Raw genomic sequence first — 20413 nt, 5'->3', positions numbered from 1 at the left:
GTTAAAACATAGTCATAATAATGATGATCCTCGGGTGATTTGTGAGTCTCTTTCAAAATATCATTATCATCGTACTGCTCATCATCGCAGCAGGCTTTTTATCTTTAACTGAAATTGCTCTAGCTGGTGCCAGAAAAGTAAAGTTAAAGATTTTAGCCGAAGCTGGCGAAGAACGTGCTCAAAAAGTACTTGATTTACAAGAACAATCTGCAGACTTTTTTGCAGCGTCCCAAATCGGCTTAAATGCTGTTGCAATCTTAGGTGGTATATTGGGTGAAGCTGCGTTTCGTCCTTTTTTTGTGAACTTAGTTGACCGTTTCTATGAAGGACCTTGGACGCAAACCATTGGATTTGCCCTATCTTTCACATTGGTAACTTCTTTGTTTATTTTATTCGCCGATTTAATGCCAAAACGCTTGGCAATGATCGCACCTGAAAAAATTGCAATTAGTGTAATTAACCCTATTCAGATTTTTATCAAAATCTGTAAGCCTTTAGCATGGGGAATTAATGCAATTGCCAATTTGCTATTCCGCTTGTTTAAAGTAAATACCACACGCGAAGACAATATTACTTTTGATGATATTTCAGCAGTGATGGATGCAGGTGCTCAAGCAGGTGTACTACAAAAACAAGAACATCACTTTATTGAAAACGTATTTGAGCTTGAAGAACGTACAGTCCCATCAAGTATGACAACACGTGAAAATGTTGTTTATTTTACGCTTAACGAGCATGAAGATAGCATTCGCCAAAAACTGGCAGAATATCCTTATTCCAAATTTCTGGTTTGTAACGAAAATATTGATCAAGTGATTGGCTATGTAGATGCTAAGGATATTCTTGTACGTATTTTAAACAACCAATCTTTAACCCAGCTCAATGAATCGACTATTCGTACGGTTCTAATGATACCTGATACTTTAACACTATCAGAATTACTCGATCGCTTCCGCTCAACAAAAGAAAAGTTTGCTGTTGTAATTAATGAGTATGCGCTTGTCGTTGGGGTAATTACGCTAAGCGATATCATGATTACTGTTATGGGGGATTGGGTTACCCCTATGGAAGAAGAACAGCAAATTATTAAACGTGATAATAATTCTTGGCTGATTGATGGTAGTACACCTATTGAAGATCTTAAGCACGCGCTTGAAATGGATGAACTACCTGATGAAGAGAATTATGAAACATTAGCTGGTTTCATGATGTACCGTTTACGCAAAATCCCACGTCCAGCCGACTTTGTTGAATTTGGTGGTTATAAATTTGAAGTTGTTGATGTAGACCATTTTAAAATTGATCAGCTATTAGTAACACGTGTATTAGAAAAAAATGATTTACCTTCTCCACCTGATGAAAATTGATTTATTTTGGTGCAAAATATCCTGCAAATGCAGGATATTTTTTTTTGATAAATAATTTATTCCTTTTAAGATAATTATTATTTTTAAATAATTTTATATTAAAAGTTAAATTAATTATCCTAATCACAATTTCAAATATATAAATTAACTCATTCATTAAAATAAAAAAATTAAATTGAATTAAAATAAAGTTTTGCACATAAAAGATTTACAGATTCACTTTCGTTATGTAACGTAGGGAGTAGAAACTTTGTAAATGGGTATACTTCTCATTTCAGTATTCAAACAGAATATAATTTTTAAAAATACATGATAATTTCAAACATGATAAAGGTTTTATAAGTATATATAATAAGCACTATACATTATAAATAGATTATACCATTATTATATATGTTCAGTATTTCTTCAAAATATACCTTTCCAAGTGAATATATATTAACCAAATAAACTAAATATATTATTTGTCTTTTTAATAAAAATTCATAAGAATAATCGAGGTCAGAGTTTTTGAATAAACTTGTTCAGTAAAACTAAAGGCAAAGGATTGATTGTATGCTGACATTACTTGGTGTTGGCATGATTTTATGCTTCATGTATTTAATCATGTCCAAACGTTTAAGCCCTATTATTGCTTTAATTCTCATCCCATTTATTTTTTCTCTTATTGCCTGGGGCCTTGGTCACTACTTTGAAAGCTTGAGCCATATTGAGCTTAAAGGTCTCAGTGAAATGATGTTAGATGGCATCAAAAAACTTGCGCCTACTGGCGTAATGCTATTATTTGCAATTTTATATTTTGCCTTAATGATCGATGCAGGTCTTTTCGATCCTCCGGTTAAATGGATTTTGAAAAAAGTTAAAGGTGACCCCCTAAAAATTACATTAGGGACCGTTTTTTTAACTACATTAGTCTCTCTTGATGGCGATGGCTCAACCACTTACATGATTTGCGTGGCAGCCATGCTCCCTCTTTATCAACGCCTCGGTATGAATACACTGATCATGACAGCACTTATGTTGTTATGTAGTGGTGTAATGAATCTGACCCCATGGGGTGGTCCTACTGCCCGTGCAGCAAGTGCGCTCCAAGTTGACCCAAGCCATATCTTTGTACCAATGATTCTTCCGATGGTGATTAGTATTGGCTGGTTATTCTTCTTGGCATATTTATATGGTCGCTATGAGCAAAAACGTTTAGGCGTGATTGAGCTTGAAAGTCACCATGGTGACAACATTACAGTTTCAAAAGACCCAGAAGCAACTCGTCCACATTTACGTAAAGTAAATATGGTACTCACCATTCTTCTTATGATTGCATTGATCAAAGGTATTTTACCGATGTCAGTGTTATTCATGCTGGCGTTCTGTATTGCAATGCTCATCAACTACCCTGATGTTGATATGCAGAAAAAGCGTATCGCTATGCACGCAGACAGTATCTTGGCTGTTGTAGGTTTAATTTTTGCGGCAGGTATTTTTACAGGTATTTTATCTGGTACAGGCATGGTTGAAGCCATGTCTAAAGAATTTGTTGCAATGATCCCTACAAGTATGGGGCCATATCTAGCGCCAATTACTGCTCTGGTGAGCATGCCATTGACGTTCTTTATGTCAAATGATGCATTCTTCTATGGTGTATTACCTATTCTTGCTGAAGCAGCTTCACATTATGGTATTAGCCCAGAAGCGATTGCTCGTGCATCAATTGTAGGTCAGCCAGTGCATTTGTTATCACCTCTCGTTCCATCAACCTACTTGTTATGTGGTCTTGCTAAAGTCGACTTTGCAGACCATCAAAAGTTCACTTTTAAGTGGGCATTTATTACTTGTATGGTGTTAATGGGTACAGCTTTAGTGATTGGTGTTTTCCCACTTTTTAGTACGATGTAATTTGCTCTACTATAAAAATAAAAGCCCCTATCGGGGCTTTTATTTTTTATTTTTATTTTTTATTTATTATTTATTTACATACTCAATCATGGCGTCTAAGAACGCATGAAAGTGCAAGCTAATATCTTCTTGTAAAATTTTATAGGCATTATCAAATTGCACCATTGGAAAGCCTTCTTTCCAAAATGGGAAAATATTATGCAAGTCATGAGTAACTATTGCATCTTCTCGGACAATTGCTTGTGAAATTTGTGCCAAAACTTGCGCTGTCTCTGCGCCATCAACAGCAAGATAATCAATACCACGCGCTTTTAAAATACGAATTCGATCTTTTTTATAGCGAATTTTTTTAGCTTGAGCTGCATTTAAACCTAGTGCAAGAGTAACTGCCTCTACAAACTTCTCTTCAAAATTTGTATTTAGTGCCACCAAAGCCTGCTTATGTGCTTCCTGACGTCCTGCTTTCCCCCCGTTACGGATGATCTCATTGGCTTCCGTATCTAGCTTATCTTTTTTCATCGACTGTAAAATGTCTAAAATTTCGATATCGCTTAAAGATTCAGGAGATTGCTCAAACATAGGAGTCTCTATACATACAACTAAAGGCGTATTCTCTCATAAAAGCGATACTAAAGCAGAGTAAAATTTTTAATAGCATATTATCTTGACTATTTTTATAGTCCTAATCTCAGAGACTACACTCATAAAATCCGTTAATTCTTTGGTCATGATTTTACCATTTGCCAAATTAATTTTACCCTGATAATATTATTTTACCCTGATAAAAATATGCGGCTAAAATGAATACTAAAATCACCTATACTGCTTTCACTGGAAGCACGCTTATTGCGAGTGACTCCCTTGTTGAACTTGCAAAGAAACTAAAAGCTCTTCCTAAAACAACAGAAAATATTCTGATTTTTAATGATCAAACAGGTCAACAAATTGATCTTGATCTTTCTGGTTCAGAACAAGAACTTCAACAACGTTATGCTGAACCGGAAGAAATTAAAAAAGTTGGACGACCTAAACTTGGAGTAATTTCACGTGAAATCACTTTACAGAAAAAACATTGGGATTGGTTAGATCAGCAAAGCGCGAGTGCATCAGCAGTGATTCGCAAGTTAATTGATAAAGAGTTAAATAACCCAAATTCTGAAGGCAATATTATGCTAGCCAAACAAGCTATCGACCGCTTTATGTCTGCTATGTTAGGCAATATGCCAAATTACGAGGAAGCAACACGCGCCTTATATCAAGGTGATCGAGATATATTTTTAAAGATGATTCAGAGCTATCCCAAAGATGTAAGGGAATATTTAACTTTAAAAACTCAAAATATTTTCTAAACTCAATAAAAAAACCCGCTTACGCGGGTTTTTAGAACTTATTTTCAATCTATTAAAGACGAACTAATTCCACAATTTTCTCTACTGCTTCTTCAATCGTTTCAGCAGTTACCTCTGTATCTATACCATCCACAGAAGTTGTGATAATGACAACACCCGTCTCACGTAATAGAACCAATTGCTCAGCTGTTAAGCTTGTTTTCGCGATCGCAACTACACCTTGCTGAATCAGCAAACTTTCTAAAGCTTGAGCTTTTTCAATTAACTGTGCAGAAACACCAATAACAGCAGGTTTTTGACCTAAACGAGCAGCACGATCTTCAGCAGTAACAGGATTACTATGAGCCGTCCACTCTACCGCGGCTTCTACCATGCCCGCGCCAACAGTTACGTTACTTAAACGGTCAATAAAAATAAATGAACCTGTGTAACGTGAATCTTGATAACGGTCAAACACGACTGGAGCATCAAACTCAACCACAACATCTGCAATCGCATTTAACTCAAGCTCTTCTACTTGAGTGTGTTCGAGCGTATTCACATTTACACGATAGTTAATATTAGTTACTTTTGCTGGAACAGTTTGTGTACCAATCTTAATATTGTACAACTTACCTTTTACAAGTGGGTGTTCATTCATCCATACCACTGAAGCACGAACACTTCTTGAAATTAATGGTTGCTCGCCTGCACGTACTAAGACATTACCGCGACTAATATCAATTTCATCATTTAACGTTAAGGTGACTGCTTGACCCGCAACTGCCTGCTCAAGGTTACCGTCAAAAGTAACAATTTCCTTAACTGTAGAACGCTTACCAGAAGGCAACGCCACAATCTCGTCACCAACTTTAATTTCACCTAATGCAACTGTACCCGCAAAGCCACGGAAGTCGAGATTTGGACGGTTTACATATTGAACAGGGAAACGGAATTCATGTTTACTTGACTCGCGGTTGATTTCCACAGACTCAAGAATACTCATTAAGGTTTGCCCCTTGTACCAAGGAGTATGAGCTGATGGATTTACAACGTTATCGCCATTTAAAGCAGAAATTGGAACAAATAAAATATTGGCTGGACGGCGATCACCCAATTGGCTCACGAACGCATCATATTCAACCTGAATTTCATTAAAACGTTCAGATGAATATTCAACCAAGTCCATTTTATTAATGGCAACAACAATATTTTTAATTCCAAGCAAACTCGCAATAAACGTATGACGACGAGTTTGAGTTTGTACACCATAGCGCGCATCGATCAGGATAATTGCAAGATCAGCAGTCGATGCACCTGTTGCCATGTTACGAGTATATTGTTCATGGCCTGGTGTATCAGCAATAATAAACTTACGCTTTTCAGTCGAAAAATAGCGATAAGCAACATCAATAGTAATACCCTGCTCACGCTCAGCCTGCAAACCATCTACAAGTAATGCCAAGTCCGGTGCATCACCTGTTGTGCCCACTTTCTTACTGTCACGTGTTACAGCTTGCAATTGATCTTCATAAATCAATTTTGAATCGTAAAGTAAACGACCAATTAAGGTACTTTTACCATCATCTACGTTACCGCAAGTCAAAAAGCGTAGAAGGTCTTTTTGTTCATGTTGTTTTAAATACGCCAGAATATCTTGGCTGATTAAGTCTGATTGATGAGACATTGCTCAAACTCCACAAATTTAGAAACTGTCTTAGAAATAGCCTTCTTGCTTTTTCTTTTCCATTGAGCCTGCTTCATCATGGTCAATCATACGACCTTGACGCTCAGAACTTGTTGCCAACAGCATTTCCTGAATAATTTCTGGCAATGTATCAGCTTCAGACTCAACTGCACCTGTTAATGGATAACAGCCAAGCGTACGGAAACGTACAGACTTCATTTGCGGAACTTCACCCTCTTTTAAGCGCATACGTTCATCATCAACCATGATTAGCGTACCACTACGCTCAACCACAGGACGAACAGCAGAGAAATAAAGAGGAACAATTTGAATATTTTCTAAATAGATATATTGCCAGATATCCAACTCTGTCCAGTTTGATAACGGGAATACACGAATACTTTCGCCTTTGTTCACTTTACCGTTGTAAAGATTCCAAAGTTCAGGACGTTGGTTTTTAGGATCCCAACGATGTTTACTATCACGGAATGAATACACACGCTCTTTCGCACGTGATTTTTCTTCGTCACGGCGCGCCCCACCAAAAGCAGCATCGAACTGATATTTATCCAAAGCCTGTTTTAAAGCTTGGGTTTTCATAATATCCGTATATTTCGAACTGCCATGATCAAATGGGTTGATTCCTGCTTCACGGCCTTCTTTATTCTGATGAACAATTAAATCAAAACCATGTGTTTTTGCCATGTTATCGCGAAACGCGATCATGTCTTTAAACTTCCAACCCGTATCTACATGTAATAAAGGGAAAGGGAGTTTTGCAGGATAAAATGCCTTCAATGCAAGATGAAGCATCACAGCCGAGTCTTTACCAATTGAGTAAAGCATGACTGGATTTTCAAATTCTGCGGCTACTTCACGGATAATATGAATACTCTCAGCTTCAAGTTGCTTGAGATGTGTAAGTCTTGATTCAGTCATGAACACGCCCTTCTCTATCCATTTTGCCCATAAAATCTAGAAGCGGTATTACACCACCACTTAGAAGACCATGTGGAGGAACGAGTGCCATAACAACTCCAATTTTTCGTGATAAATAGTCCAACCACAAGCCTTTATATGGCTTATAGCATTAGTTATGCATTATAGTGATTTAAAACCGATTCCTTTTGCTTGTTTTTTCATATTGATATTCAAATTCATCATATACATGTAATATGCTGATTCACTTATACAACTTTGTAATCCTAGCTTGTGTAGTCGACTTAAGCAAATCATGTTCTAGTCTTTAGATTTCTTTAAAAACCATAAAAAAAGAGAAGCCTCTGTAGCCTCTCTTTCTTATTATAAGGTTAACTAAAAATTAGAAACCAAACATTTTACGCTCTAGAGGAATTTCCACTCCAATTGATGCACCCGCATCATTACCTTCTAAGTCAGAATCACTTACCCAACCATTAATTTTTAATGGAAGATCAGGTTTGATGTAATGTGTCCAAGTTAGATCAAGCGCTTTAATTTCATCATCTTTAGGGAATGCTTTATTAATTGCCAAGTTAGATTGGTTAACTTTAACCACCATAGCACGACCGCTTAAACGGTTCATCACGTCAAAGCGGATATCACCACCCACAGAATACATTTGTCCATCGCCACCCATCGCATGGCCTAATGGGAAGCCATGTTGGTAATAACCATCTTTATAAACATAATGATTATAGGAAATACCCTTCACATCATTATTAGTGCGGGTATCAGCCCATTCTGCATAAAGTTGATATGGCATATTATTATAGCTAGAAGAATAGTCGACTCCTGCTAAATACATTTTTTTAGAAGGAAGTAGTCCAGCTTCATCTTCACCAACATATTGACCATAAATACCAACAGGAGCATTTATAAGAGATTGTAGATTTAAACGAGCATCAAAACCTGCGATTTGGTTAGAACGATCTTCATCAGAATCATACACATTGTCATTCCCTTTAATTGCATTCCACAAAGAATCCCAACTTTCAGAACGTCCTTCACCACCCCATTGTAAAGTACGAGAAGCACCTAGTTCTAAATAGGGTAAAGGTCTTGCAGTTAAACGTAAGCCTAATAATTTCGCATGAGGAACAGCTTTATAATCATCTAATTGGCCTGCAAAAGCTTGATATTGCCAAGGTCCAATCCAAGATAACCATTTTGTCTCAAAAGCATTTTGTACAGCTCTTTGTGCCGTCACGCCATACACAGGACGACTTGCATCGCCTCGGATTAAGCTACCATCATGTCCAGGTCCCCACCATGTTGGAATTTGACCTGCAACAAGCCACTGGTTCCAGAGTTTACCAGCGACATATGAACCCTCAACGTTAACGTCATGCCCACTATCAATTTGAGGGTCTTTTTCTGCGTTTACACGGATTTTTGCATCCCAATTTTCACCACCAGCATTAAACTCTAATGAACCTTGGTACTGCGATTTTTGGTTATCACCAAATGCTTGAGGAATATTTTTGATATCAGTTTCAGCAAAAGCACCCACTTTAACTGTATCGTTATCTGCCTTTAATGCATTGAGAACTGAATTAATAACTTTTTGCTGTGCTGGATGAGTCACTTTAGCTTGAGAGAGAGCTCTTTGAATTTCATCACCACTTAATGGCCAAGTAGAAGTGCTGATGTTAATAACACCTTGTTGATTCAACCAGTTTAAGTCGGTACGTAAATCATCATTATTAAGCACTAAACCTTGTGCAAAAACAGCCGATGAAGCAGTTGCTAATAATGCAATCGAAAGTGTTTTTCTTAAAAACATGTCAGCACAATTCTCAAAGTTATTTATGAGCAACACATTAATTTTTTTATCGCAAATTTGCAATTGTTAAACTGTGCAATTACATTTTTTAACGGTGTTTTAAGTTTTCTATAACTTAAGTATTTTTTATATATAAATAGTTAATAAAAAAGGCAGTATAAACTGCCTTTTTCTGTATTGAAGATTAAATTAACCTTCTTTACGACGCATATGCGGGAACAAAATCACATCACGAATACTTGGTGCATCTGCAAAAAGCATAACCAAACGGTCAATACCAATACCTTCACCCGCTGTTGGAGGTAAACCATATTCAAGTGCTTCAACAAACTCTGCATCGTAATGCATTGCTTCATCATCACCAGCATCTTTTTCAGCAACTTGCGCTTGGAAACGTTCAGCTTGATCAATCGGATCATTTAACTCACTAAAGCCGTTTGCCAATTCACGGCCACCAATAAAGAACTCAAAACGATCAGTAATGTGCGGATTATCATCATTACGGCGAGCAAGTGGAGAAGTCTCTGCTGGGTACTCAGTAATAAAAGTAGGCTGACGAAGTTTAGTCTCAACCGTTTCTTCAAATACGATTGTTTGAAGCTTACCTAAACCAAAACCAGGTTTAACTTCTTCTTTTAATTCCTCACGAACAAATTTTGCAAGGAATTCACGATCGCCTACATTTTCAGGTGTGAACTGCGGATTATTCTCCAAAATCGCATCAAACATAGAGATTTTCTTGAATGGCCCTTTAAAGCTAAACACTTCGCCTTGGTAAGGCACATCAGTCGTACCTAAAATATCAATTGCTAGCTTTTCAAGCATGTTTTCAGTCAAAGCCATCAAGTCTTTATAATCAGCATATGCCTGATAAAACTCGATCATGGTAAATTCAGGGTTATGACGTGTTGATACCCCTTCATTACGGAAGTTACGGTTAATTTCAAACACACGCTCAAAACCACCAACAACTAAACGTTTTAAATAAAGCTCTGGTGCGATACGTAAGAATAATGGCATATCTAAAGCATTATGATGCGTCTCAAACGGACGTGCAGACGCACCACCCGGAATCACATGCATCATTGGCGTTTCAACTTCCATGAAACGTTCATTGGTTAAAAATGCGCGAATACCTGCAACGACTTTGGCACGAATTTCAAAAGTCTTACGCGTTTCTTCATTCACAATTAAGTCAAGATAACGCTTACGATATTTAACTTCTGTGTCGTTCAAACCATGAAATTTATCCGGCAATGGACGAAGCGATTTTGTAAGAAGTTCAAAACCTTCAAGGTGTACATATAAGTCACCTTTGCCAGAACGACCGATATAACCTTCAGCAGCAATAATATCGCCAAGGTCTAAACCTTTAATAGTTTCAAGCGTATCTTTTGGTAAACCTTTACGGTCAACATATAATTGGATACGACCAGTCATGTCTTGAATCACCATGAAAGAACCACGGTTTAACATGACACGGCCAGCAACTTTTACATAAACATGTTCAGCGCTTTCGATTTGTTCTTTAGACTGATCTTTAAATTGTTCTTGTAAATCAGCAGCGTAATGTTCACGTTTGAATGTATTTGGCCAAGGACTCTTTCCAGTTTCCTTTGCAACATCTTGGATTTGCTTTAATTTGGCATGACGCTGTGCAATTAAATCGTTTTCGGAAATAGTTGGTTCAGAAGTCGATTGAGCGTTTTGTTGCGTCATCTCTGCCTCGGTTAAGTAAAAATGAAGTGGCATAGCTTAACAGATTGCTGAGGTTTTTCGAACGATTTCAATCAAACAAAAACGAAAAAAGTCCAAGCCGTCAATCTGAGTGGACATTGAATGATAAAAATTACTTAGACCAATCGCTAAGTTCATTTTTTTTAGGTTTGAGTAAAATATAAAAAAATCCAAATAACCTCGATTTGAAAAGGCCCTATTTGCCTTTTATTTTATCTATGAGATTGTGTAGTAAATAATGAAAATTCTATTTTTACATGGCTTGGATTCTTCTCGTGAATCAACAAAATTTCATGCCATTTTACATCCTGAAAAATTTTGTATTGATGTTGATTATCGCAACCTAAGTTATGCTTCAGTTAAAGACTTTTATCATCAAGCGATTGAAACAATTAAACCTGATTTGTTAGTCGGTCATAGCCTCGGCGGTTATTGGGCTTTGAAAACTGCTGCTCAACATAAATTAGCTGTTATTGTTGCCAACCCAAGCCTTACACCTAATTTTCGTAATGATTACCCTCACCTTTGTGACGAAGATCTTGACCACTCTAACCCTAAAATGGCCTATTTAGAGTTAGGAGACGAGCAACTTGATATGTATCAAGTACAGGAAAAGCTGTCACCATATATGACAATAGAAACTTATGACGGAGGCCATCATCGTCTTGCTTATCCTTCTCGTCTTAATGATCTCATTACTAAAATTCATAAAAAATATTTTGCTTGAATTTACGTATGACGCATAATTTTCAAAAAACTTATTATATAAAAAGATAACAAATTGAATTACAGAAACTTATTTTTCAGCCATTTGTTTTACAGCTTCAAAGCCTTGAACGAAGCCACTTTTTAACATACCGATATACTCAGGTAAGGTGGCTAATTCTACTTTTACCGTTGTAGTATCCCCATTTTGACTTAAAAAATATTTTTCTAGCGAACCACTCCAGCTTTTCACCTCTTCACTTTCCAAGTCTTCTTTCCCGTCTTTAATCATTCCTAAATGTTTAAAAATTAGTACTTCAGGCTTTTTCATTTCTTCAATGGTCGAAACCATTCCATTTCCTTCTCCATCTAGAAAATATGTTTTACCACCGACTTTCCAATCTGTGCGCATTGAAGAATCTGGAGCAAAGAATTTCGTCCATGCATTATAGGTCTCACTATTCCAGAGTACGTCCCATACTTTTTCTATAGGAGCATTAATTTCTACTTCATATATTAGAGTTTCCATATTCGAATTCCTTTTTCTCCGTTAATTAAATGTTCAATAAACTTTTCTGTTTTATATAAACATTAATTTATTTGTCCATTTATTAATCAGATTACTTTTTTAAGAACTTTATTTATATAAATGCTTTGCTCTTTTTGTAACCCTTCATATCACTCATCGTTTCCTTGCATGAATAAACTCTTAAAAATATATGATTTATTATGTGTTTATGTTGAAGTTTTGCCTAAATAACCATTTATTTGTCTCGATATGCCATTCATCTTTGCTTATGAATGATTAAACTCCCTTATATGCTTTACTTTAAATGTAGAACTGCGTAAAAATTTGATATCCGATCAAAGCGACATTAGTTATTATTGAGCGGATCGTAGTTACATTATTAATAGATGGAATAGTTTTACTGAAAGGCAGCTTTGAGCAAACTTATCAGTGCGGAGAGTCTCATGAAAAAATATCAATGTATCGTTTGTGGATGGATTTACGATGAAGCAGAAGGTTGGCCACAAGACGGCATTGCAGCTGGAACAAAATGGGAAGATATTCCTGATGACTGGACTTGCCCTGATTGCGGCGTTTCAAAAGCTGACTTCGAAATGATCGAAATCTAATGTCTTAAATTAAAAGGCCATGATTTACATGGTCTTTTTTATATATCACCAATCACCGTTTTAAATTAACAATTCTAATTCTGGAGAAAAAAATGCATCCAATCGTCATTATCGGATCAGGCATGGCGGGTTATACCTTAGCACGTGAATTCCGTAAGCTTAACCCAGAGCAAGAACTTGTGATGATTTGTGCGGATGATGCGGTGAACTATGCAAAACCAACCTTATCCAACGCTTTTGCAGGAAAAAAAGCCCCAGAACAGATTCCATTAGGTGATGCTGCAAAAATGAGTGCCCAACTCAATATGCGTATTGAACCTTTTACTTGGGTGAAAGAAATTTTAGCTGAGCGTCATGAACTTGTTCTAGAAAAAGACGGCGTTATTTCTCAGCAATCCTATTCAAAATTAATTTTAGCTGTCGGTGCTAACCCGATTCGCCTTGCTATTGCTGGTGATGGTAGTGATGACATCCATGTGGTTAACTCACTCATTGACTATCGTTCTTTCCGAGAAAATCTAGCTCAGCGCAAAGATAAACGTGTTGTGATTTTGGGTGCAGGTTTAATTGGTTGTGAATTTGCCAATGACTTACTTCATAGCGAATATGATGTAACAGTAATTGATTTAGCGCCTCAACCATTAGGCCGTTTATTACCTTCACACATTGCTTCAGCATTCCAGCAGAATCTTGAAGAAGCGGGTGTTAAATTTGCCTTAGGCACAACCGTTGAAAAAGTAAGTAAAATCAATAATGGTGAAGATTACGCAGTCACATTGGCAAATGGTCAGACTTTGGTCGCTGATATTGTGCTTTCAGCGATTGGCTTACAGCCGAATATTTCTCTGGCTCAAAGCGCAAATATTCAAACCAGCCGTGGTGTGATTACCAATAGTTTGCTTGAAACCAATCAAGCAGATATTTATGCGATTGGCGACTGTGCGGAAGTTAACGGTACCCTACTTCCATATGTAATGCCAATTATGCAACAAGCCCGTGCTCTAGCAAAAACATTAAGTGGTCAACAAACAAATGTACATTACCCTGCTATGCCGGTTGCGGTAAAAACTCCGGCTGCACCGCTTACAGTTTTACCGGCACCCGTTGATGTGGATGTAAATTGGGAAACTGAAGAATTCGACGATGGTATGCTTGCCAAAGCAATTGACAATGAAGGAACATTGCGTGGTTTCGTATTGTTAGGTGCAACAGCAGGCAAGCAACGTTTAACTTTAACTAAGCTTGTTCCAGATCTTATTCCTGCCCAAGCATAAGGTTTAAATTGGGAATGCTCATGATCTTGAGTATTCCTTCAAGGAATGAATAACATGAATAGCGCCTTACAATTTAGTATTTCACCGTACACTCCATTTATGCAGGAAACCAAAGTCAATTTAGGCAATGGTATCGAGCTACATGTAGAAGTAGGTGGAAAACCAGAACATCCGACTATTTTGCTGATTATGGGTTTAGGTGCCCAAATGCTATTTTGGCCGGACTTTTTCTGCAAATCACTCATTGATCAAGGTTTTCATGTTATTCGTTTTGATAACCGTGATATTGGCCTTTCTTCAAAAGTCCGCCATCAAGGTAAACGTTTAAATACCATGAAATTGATGGGACGTTTTGCTTTAGGGCTAAGAAATCAGGGTGCACCTTATACGCTCTATGATATGGCAGATGACGTTTCTATGCTTCTCGACCGTTTAGGAGTAAGCAAAGCACATGTGATTGGTGCCTCAATGGGTGGCATGATTGCCCAGATTCTCGCTGCAAAATATCCGGAAAAAGTAGAAAAATTAGGTTTGATGTTTACCAGTAATAATCAACCGTTTCTACCACCACCATTCCCTAAGCAACTTTTAAGCTTGATTGGCAAGCCAGAATCACGTGATGAAGAAGGAATTGTGAATCACAGTTTAAAATTATTCCAATTGATTGGTTCTCCTGGTTATATTAACCATATTGAAGCCGTTCAAACTGCAAGAAAACTTTATCAACGTAGCTACTATCCTGCTGGTGTACTTCAACAGTTTTTAGCAATATTATGTACAGGTTCCTTACTGCAACTGGACCGTGAAATTAAGCAACCCACTTTAGTCTTGCATGGCTCTCGTGACCGCTTACTTCCACCGAGTCACGGTAAGGCCGTAGCAAAAGCAATTTCCGGTGCTAAGTTTGAATTAATTGATGGAATGGGGCATGATATCCCTGCCCATTTTATTCCACAGCTTAGCGGTTTATTTGCGCATCATTTTAAATCATCATACTAGGACACTATGGCTGCATTACCCTCACTAAGACAGCTATCATATTTAGTTACGTTGTCGGAAACTTTGCATTTTACTGAAGCAGCACGTCGCTCTTTTGTTACCCAATCGACTTTATCGGGCGGCATTATGGAGCTGGAAAGGCTACTAGGTGGCGTTCTGGTTGAGCGTGACCGTCAGAATGTGCGTTTAACGCCATTAGGTGAGCAAGTTGTTGCTCGAGCCCGTGTATTGCTAGCAGATGCTCAGGATTTAATGCGTTTAAGCCGTGAAATGAGTGAACCATTAACAGGTGATCTTCATTTGGGTGTTATTCCAACAATTGCACCTTTTATCCTGACACGGTTACTTGATGAAGTGCATCAACAATTACCGAAGATTCAGTTGCATTTACATGAAGCTCAAAGTGAGAAGATTGTAGAGCGCCTAGAACATGGTAATTTGGACATGATTGTCCTTGCCCTACCTTTTGATACAAGAAGTTTAAAAGTAGCTGAAATTTCAAAAGAAAATTTATATCTTGTTTGTAGTAAGCAAGATACAAATGCACTTCAAGCAAATTCACTTGATGATCTCGATTTATCACGTCTCATTTTGCTTGAAGAAGGCCACTGTTTACGTGACCACGTATTAAGCGCCTGTCCAATTGGTGAGCGTAAAAACGATAACCGCTTAAAAGCAAGTTCTCTACCAACATTGGTTGAAATGGTTTCTTCCGATTTAGGCTTTACTCTTTTACCAGAAATCGCAATTGAAAATAGTATGATCAAATTTAATGATCAGATTACTGCAAAACCAATTGAAGACGCACCTAGCCGTACTTTAGCACTTGTTACTCGTAAAAGTACGCCGTTGCAAAGTGAGTTTGATGTTCTTCTGCAAATCATGCAGAAAATTACCACAAACTTACATGAATAAAAAAAGGAGTCTTCGGACTCCTTTTTATTTTACTGTGCTGTTAGAGAAGCCCATTTAAATACCCAAGCCGATCTCAAATCCAAGCTATCATCTGCAATTATTTTTTCTCGAATAATTTGTGCAATTGCGTAGTCATTGGCAGGGTCGACCATGACTCGTATTCCTTTTGTAGTTGCGCTGGTAACAACTTTATACCCTTTAGCCTGTAATTGGGACTGAATCATATTTGCTTTATTTTGATTAGGTGCCAAAGCAACTTGCACCATCCATTTTTTTTCACCGTTTTCTAAAATTTCTTTCGCGACCGCTGCATCAAGTTGCTTTTTCTTCTCAATATTTTTCTTTTCTTCAATTTTTTTTAACTGATTATCGTCAATTTTCTTTTGTGCTAACAATTCCTCTTGAGTAAGTTTTCTTTTCTGAATCACGATTGTCTTATTTGGTGTGTCATTCTTCTTATTTTTCTCTCTAGAAGGATGTATAAAATAAGGATATATCATTTGATCATCAAATTTCTGAAATACAATAATATCTCCATAGCACTTCTGATCCGCATAAGCAGTCACTGGCATTAACCCCAAAAATATTCTAATAAATAAACTTTTAATAAAGTCTTGCATATTATTCACTTACCAAAGTTAAGTATATTTAATGCGGCGTATTAAAGTAGATTTCTTGTGATTTGTATATTTTTAAAATCCAATGTTTTATGTAAAGAATCACATATTTTTCAAACATATTGCCTTAATTCAAATTATTGCCGTTTATCCTACAACCATTTAGAAAAATTAATTAAATTATTATGAAATTCAGTTAATTAAAAAGCCGACATGATGTCGGCTTTTTTAAAAATAATTTTTTATTTAAAAGTTTTTAATAATTCTCTTTGAGCATTATGCAATTTTTCGCCTGCGGCAGGCTGGGCACGTACCCATGTACCATCGCCCTGTAATAACCAAGCTTGCTGATTATCTTGTAAATAATTAAGGAGTCCTTGCTGATAAATACGTTTTTTCAAAGCAGGATCTTCAATTGGGAAGCATGCTTCAACACGATTAAATAAGTTACGATCCATCCAGTCCGCACTTGAACAGTAAATACGAGCATCGCCATTATTACTAAAGTAATAAACTCGAGTATGTTCAAGGAAACGGCCTACAATTGAACGTACCCGAATGTTTTCCGATAAATTTGGTAATCCCGGACGTAAACAGCAAATCGAACGAATAATGAGATCTACCTGCACCCCTGCTTGAGAAGCTTCATACAATTTATTAATAAGCTGAACTTCAGTTAAAGCATTTACCTTGACAATAATTTGGGCTTTACGACCAGCCTTTGCATTGGCAATTTCTTCATCAATAAAGTTGATGAGCTGAGCATGCAGAGTAAAAGGTGCATGGAGTAACTTTTTCAGTTTTGCCATTTTACCCATACCCGTGAGCTCTTGGAAAATACGGTGTACGTCTTCACACAAGTCTTTATCGGTGGTCATTAGGCCGTAATCTGTATAAATGCGAGCATTCATAGCATGGTAGTTACCCGTTCCTAAATGAACATAACGCACCAGTTTGTTGTTTTCACGGCGCACTACCATAATCATTTTGGCATGGGTTTTATAACCCACAATACCGTAAACAACGACTGCCCCTGCTTCTTGTAAAACGTTAGCCACTTCGATATTCGACTCTTCATCGAAACGGGCACGTAATTCAATTACCGCCGTCACTTCTTTACCATTACGCGCGGCTTCTGCTAAAACTTGAACAATTTCCGAGTCTGCGCCACTACGATAAAGTGTCTGTTTAATTGCGAGTACTTGCGGATCACGTGCTGCTTCACGGAGTAACTGAATAACAGGTGCAAAAGACTCAAATGGGTGATGAAGTAAAATATCCTGCTTTTGCATAGCCGAGAAAATACTCTCGGTCTTTTTAAATACTTTTGGTACGACTGGCGTGTGTGAATCGTAACGCAAATGAGGGCGTTTAAAGTTCGAAACCAGACGAGCCAAGTTTACAGGACCATCAACTTTATATAATTGTTCTTCGTTTAAGTCGAACTCTTCAAGTAGATATTCATAAATATGCTGTGGACAATTTTGGGTTACTTCTAAGCGTACTGCCCGACCAAATCGGCGTGAACTTAACTCACCTTTTAACGCTTTTGCCAAATCTTCAACGTCTTCATTAAGTGCCAAATCGGCATTACGAGTTACACGGAATTGATAGCAACCAGTTGCAGTCATGCCCGGGAACAAGTCTGAAACATGTTCATGAATAATTGCTGACAACATGACGTGATGTTCTTTACCACCCGTTAACTCATCTGGTAATCGTACAACACGTGGCAATGAACGTGGGGCTGGTACAACAGCCAAATCAATTTGTCGCCCGAACGCATCTTTACCTTCTAAAGTCACAATAAAGTTAAGGCTTTTATTGACTAAACGCGGGAATGGATGGGCTGGATCTAAACTGATTGGAGTTAAAACAGGCGCAACCTGTTCCTGAAAATATTTTTTTACCCAAGCTGATTGAGCTGGTGTTAATTCACCACGACGTAAAAAGCAGATATCTTCTTCACGTAACTTAGGTAAAATTTCTTCGTTTAAAATACGATATTGACGCTCAATTGCAGCATGAGCAGTTTCAGAGATTTTTTGTAAGACTTGTCTTGGCGTTAAACCGTCTGGGCTTCGACTTTCATTGCCTAGAGCGAATTGCTCCATAACACCTGCTACACGAATTTCAAAAAACTCATCTAAATTACGCGAAAAAATGAGTAAGAAATTCATTCGTTCCAGTAATGGATGTAAAGGGTCGACGGCCTGTTCCAATACGCGCAAATGAAAGTCAAGAATAGACAATTCACGATTAATATAACGGTCATTATAACTATATTCTGTTGGGGTCGTTGCTGTAATCGCTGTATTCATGTCTAACCTAATCTCTTTCCAACCAAAATCTCTGCAAAATAGTATGCTGCAAAATTATGTCAATTTGATAAAAACTAAAAAAATAACACATCTTTAAGACAGTGTTATTCAGGAATCTGGGTGCTATTCATATAACGTAAAATAACGCGTTTTCTATATTGTAGTTTACGATCGTTGCGATGATCTTGATAATATTTCGGATCAGGCAATAACGCGGCTAAAAAAGCAGCTTGTTCGCGAGTTAAGCTTTTGGCACTTTTGCCATAATAATATTGGGCCGCTGCTTCAACGCCATACAAATTTTTGCCAAATTCAACAGAGTTCATATACACCTCAAGAATTCGACGTTTCGACCACATGCGCTCCATCATCCATGTCGCTACAGTTTCTTGGCCTTTACGAATAAATGAACGTTTATTATATAAGAACAAGTTTTTTGCAAGTTGTTGAGATACGGTAGAACCACCAGCAACAACCTCTCCTTGCTCATTGTTACGCTCTAGCGCAAAACGAATACCATCCCAGTCAAAACCATGATGATGAATAAATTTTGCGTCCTCCCCTGCTAAAATTGCATGTTTGAAATTGTCACTAATATCATCATAGTCAAGCCATTCATGAATGATCGGCTCAGATGGATCTGACCAATAATCAATTCGCATAAACATGGTGGTATCAACTTCATGTGTACGCCACCAAACCAAACTTGAAAAGATCCAAAGCTGAATAAGGAGAATTGCCCCAATAAAAATTAACAACACGCGAACAATAAAGGCTTTCATGTTCGTCCTGATCTCCTGTATTCAACTTTTTTCATGTTAAGCTGTAAAGCATGTTCATATATAACAAAAGCATAGCATGACTCAATATCAGCCTCCGCACATTAATCGTAAACTCAATGTACAAGCTTGGTGGCTGACCGCCCTACTGATCTCGATTAATGTAGGTTTGTTCATCTGGCAAATTATATCTGGAGTGGACATTAGTGACCCAGCTATAAAAGATGCACTTCACTGGGGTGCAGATTTTACACCACTTACTTTTTCCGGGCAGCCAGAACGTCTATTTACCAGCATGTTTTTTCACTTTGGTATTATTCACCTTATGCTCAACATGTGGGCTTTATATATTTTTGGTAATGTCGCTGAAGCTTTATTTGGACGTTTATACTTTATTGGTCTGTATTTACTTGCAGGCTTGTTTGGTAGCCTTTTGAGTAGTTATATTAATATTCAAAATGGGCATGAATTATTACAACATTTTGATCAGAGCTTACTTCCCCATGTCAGTGCTGGTGCTTCGGGCGCTGTGATGGGATTAGGTGCAGCATTAACTGTTCTTTCTTTATTTCCGCCGCTGCCTCATCAAGCTTATATACTTGATAAGAAATCATTATTAATGATTATGGCGATTAACCTTATATTCGGTCTGGTTGCCACAGGTATTAATAATGCTGCACATGTCGGTGGTATGATTATGGGTGCATTACTCGCACTGATTTGGTATTTAAGCTACCGCACTCCATTTAAAACCCTCCTAAAATTTTTAGGTCTATTAGGAGGACTTTTAATGACTGTGGGCTTCTATGCTTACTGTAATCAGCTTAACTCACCATTACTTCCACTTTGGCATGAGGTTTTAATTCAGAACCCAGAAATACTCCCCTAAC

General features: G+C 37.4%; 19 protein-coding genes. 9 read left to right on the top strand and 10 right to left on the bottom strand.

Features of this window, described 5'->3' with window-relative positions; genetic code table 11:
* The first annotated feature begins 41 nt into the window (after nucleotides 1-41).
* Both EG365_RS13560 and EG365_RS13550 read left to right on the top strand, forming a co-directional pair.
* Nucleotides 42-1367, top strand: coding sequence for a hemolysin family protein (locus EG365_RS13560; protein WP_000051871.1), 1326 nt, complete (start codon nucleotides 42-44; stop codon nucleotides 1365-1367).
* Nucleotides 1368-1922: 555 nt separating this feature from the next.
* Nucleotides 1923-3260 carry a CitMHS family transporter gene (locus EG365_RS13550; protein ID WP_000956799.1) on the top strand — a complete coding sequence of 446 codons (1338 nt, stop codon included), beginning with the start codon at nucleotides 1923-1925 and terminating at the stop codon, nucleotides 3258-3260.
* Nucleotides 3261-3326: 66 nt separating this feature from the next.
* Here EG365_RS13550 and EG365_RS13545 read toward each other — a convergent pair whose 3' ends face one another.
* Entirely contained in the window at nucleotides 3327-3839 is a 513-nt protein-coding gene (locus EG365_RS13545) for a hypothetical protein (protein ID WP_000462918.1), read from the bottom strand.
* Between the two features lie 221 nt (nucleotides 3840-4060).
* On the opposite strand from EG365_RS13545, the gene EG365_RS13540 reads away from it, so the two are divergent.
* Entirely contained in the window at nucleotides 4061-4609 is a 549-nt protein-coding gene (locus tag EG365_RS13540) for a DUF2239 family protein (RefSeq protein WP_001092989.1), read from the top strand.
* Between the two features lie 52 nt (nucleotides 4610-4661).
* Here EG365_RS13540 and cysN read toward each other — a convergent pair whose 3' ends face one another.
* From cysN to lysS, 5 genes are all read right to left on the bottom strand, one after another.
* Nucleotides 4662-6275 (bottom strand): sulfate adenylyltransferase subunit CysN, encoded by a 1614-nt coding sequence (cysN, locus tag EG365_RS13535; protein WP_000019502.1) that lies wholly within the window; start codon nucleotides 6273-6275, stop codon nucleotides 4662-4664.
* A 30-nt stretch (nucleotides 6276-6305) separates the two neighbouring features.
* Nucleotides 6306-7214, bottom strand: a complete 909-nt coding sequence (gene cysD / locus EG365_RS13530) for a sulfate adenylyltransferase subunit CysD (RefSeq protein WP_000140408.1) — start codon at nucleotides 7212-7214, stop codon at nucleotides 6306-6308.
* A complete protein-coding gene (locus tag EG365_RS13525; RefSeq protein ID WP_002011285.1) occupies nucleotides 7207-7338 on the bottom strand; it encodes a hypothetical protein in 132 nt (43 codons plus the stop codon). Before EG365_RS13525 ends, cysD begins: the two co-directional genes overlap by 8 nt.
* A 258-nt stretch (nucleotides 7339-7596) precedes the next feature.
* Nucleotides 7597-9039 carry a capsule assembly Wzi family protein gene (locus EG365_RS13520; RefSeq protein WP_000479765.1) on the bottom strand — a complete coding sequence of 481 codons (1443 nt, stop codon included), beginning with the start codon at nucleotides 9037-9039 and terminating at the stop codon, nucleotides 7597-7599.
* A gap of 189 nt (nucleotides 9040-9228) precedes the next feature.
* Nucleotides 9229-10758, bottom strand: coding sequence for a lysine--tRNA ligase (gene lysS / locus EG365_RS13515; protein ID WP_002017216.1), 1530 nt, complete (start codon nucleotides 10756-10758; stop codon nucleotides 9229-9231).
* A 256-nt stretch (nucleotides 10759-11014) separates the two neighbouring features.
* Between lysS and EG365_RS13510 the strand changes: the two genes are divergently transcribed.
* Complete coding sequence (locus EG365_RS13510; RefSeq protein WP_000697203.1) at nucleotides 11015-11503, top strand: YqiA/YcfP family alpha/beta fold hydrolase; 489 nt, start codon at nucleotides 11015-11017, stop codon at nucleotides 11501-11503.
* A gap of 69 nt (nucleotides 11504-11572) precedes the next feature.
* Here EG365_RS13510 and EG365_RS13505 read toward each other — a convergent pair whose 3' ends face one another.
* On the bottom strand, nucleotides 11573-12010 hold the full coding sequence (locus EG365_RS13505) for an SRPBCC family protein (protein ID WP_000449052.1): 438 nt from the start codon (nucleotides 12008-12010) through the stop codon (nucleotides 11573-11575).
* Between the two features lie 443 nt (nucleotides 12011-12453).
* Here EG365_RS13505 and rubA point away from each other — a divergent pair, with 443 nt between their 5' ends.
* The 4 genes from rubA to oxyR all read left to right on the top strand — a co-directional run bounded on the left by rubA (nucleotide 12454) and on the right by oxyR (nucleotide 15806).
* Nucleotides 12454-12618 (top strand): rubredoxin RubA, encoded by a 165-nt coding sequence (gene rubA, locus EG365_RS13500; RefSeq protein WP_000760495.1) that lies wholly within the window; start codon nucleotides 12454-12456, stop codon nucleotides 12616-12618.
* Between the two features lie 92 nt (nucleotides 12619-12710).
* Nucleotides 12711-13892, top strand: coding sequence for a rubredoxin reductase RubB (gene rubB, locus EG365_RS13495; protein ID WP_000553410.1), 1182 nt, complete (start codon nucleotides 12711-12713; stop codon nucleotides 13890-13892).
* A gap of 54 nt (nucleotides 13893-13946) precedes the next feature.
* Complete coding sequence (estB, locus tag EG365_RS13490; protein WP_001083348.1) at nucleotides 13947-14891, top strand: esterase EstB; 945 nt, start codon at nucleotides 13947-13949, stop codon at nucleotides 14889-14891.
* A 6-nt stretch (nucleotides 14892-14897) separates the two neighbouring features.
* On the top strand, nucleotides 14898-15806 hold the full coding sequence (gene oxyR, locus EG365_RS13485) for a LysR family transcriptional regulator OxyR (RefSeq protein WP_000729506.1): 909 nt from the start codon (nucleotides 14898-14900) through the stop codon (nucleotides 15804-15806).
* A gap of 29 nt (nucleotides 15807-15835) precedes the next feature.
* Here the strand turns inward: oxyR and EG365_RS13480 are convergent, their stop codons facing one another.
* The 3 genes from EG365_RS13480 to mtgA form a co-directional block, all read right to left on the bottom strand.
* Complete coding sequence (locus EG365_RS13480; RefSeq protein ID WP_001150730.1) at nucleotides 15836-16426, bottom strand: SPOR domain-containing protein; 591 nt, start codon at nucleotides 16424-16426, stop codon at nucleotides 15836-15838.
* 239 nt (nucleotides 16427-16665) lie between these two features.
* Entirely contained in the window at nucleotides 16666-18744 is a 2079-nt protein-coding gene (gene ppk1 / locus EG365_RS13475; protein ID WP_001090301.1) for a polyphosphate kinase 1, read from the bottom strand.
* 104 nt (nucleotides 18745-18848) lie between these two features.
* Nucleotides 18849-19526 (bottom strand): monofunctional biosynthetic peptidoglycan transglycosylase, encoded by a 678-nt coding sequence (gene mtgA, locus EG365_RS13470; RefSeq protein WP_000642933.1) that lies wholly within the window; start codon nucleotides 19524-19526, stop codon nucleotides 18849-18851.
* Nucleotides 19527-19602: 76 nt separating this feature from the next.
* Here mtgA and EG365_RS13465 point away from each other — a divergent pair, with 76 nt between their 5' ends.
* Nucleotides 19603-20412 carry a rhomboid family intramembrane serine protease gene (locus tag EG365_RS13465; RefSeq protein ID WP_000195950.1) on the top strand — a complete coding sequence of 270 codons (810 nt, stop codon included), beginning with the start codon at nucleotides 19603-19605 and terminating at the stop codon, nucleotides 20410-20412.
* The last annotated feature ends 1 nt before the right edge of the window (nucleotide 20413 follow it).

Source organism: Acinetobacter sp. FDAARGOS_494, assembly GCF_003812225.1.
Lineage (GTDB): Bacteria > Pseudomonadota > Gammaproteobacteria > Pseudomonadales > Moraxellaceae > Acinetobacter > Acinetobacter baumannii.
This window is presented reverse-complemented; position numbering and strand designations above follow the sequence as displayed.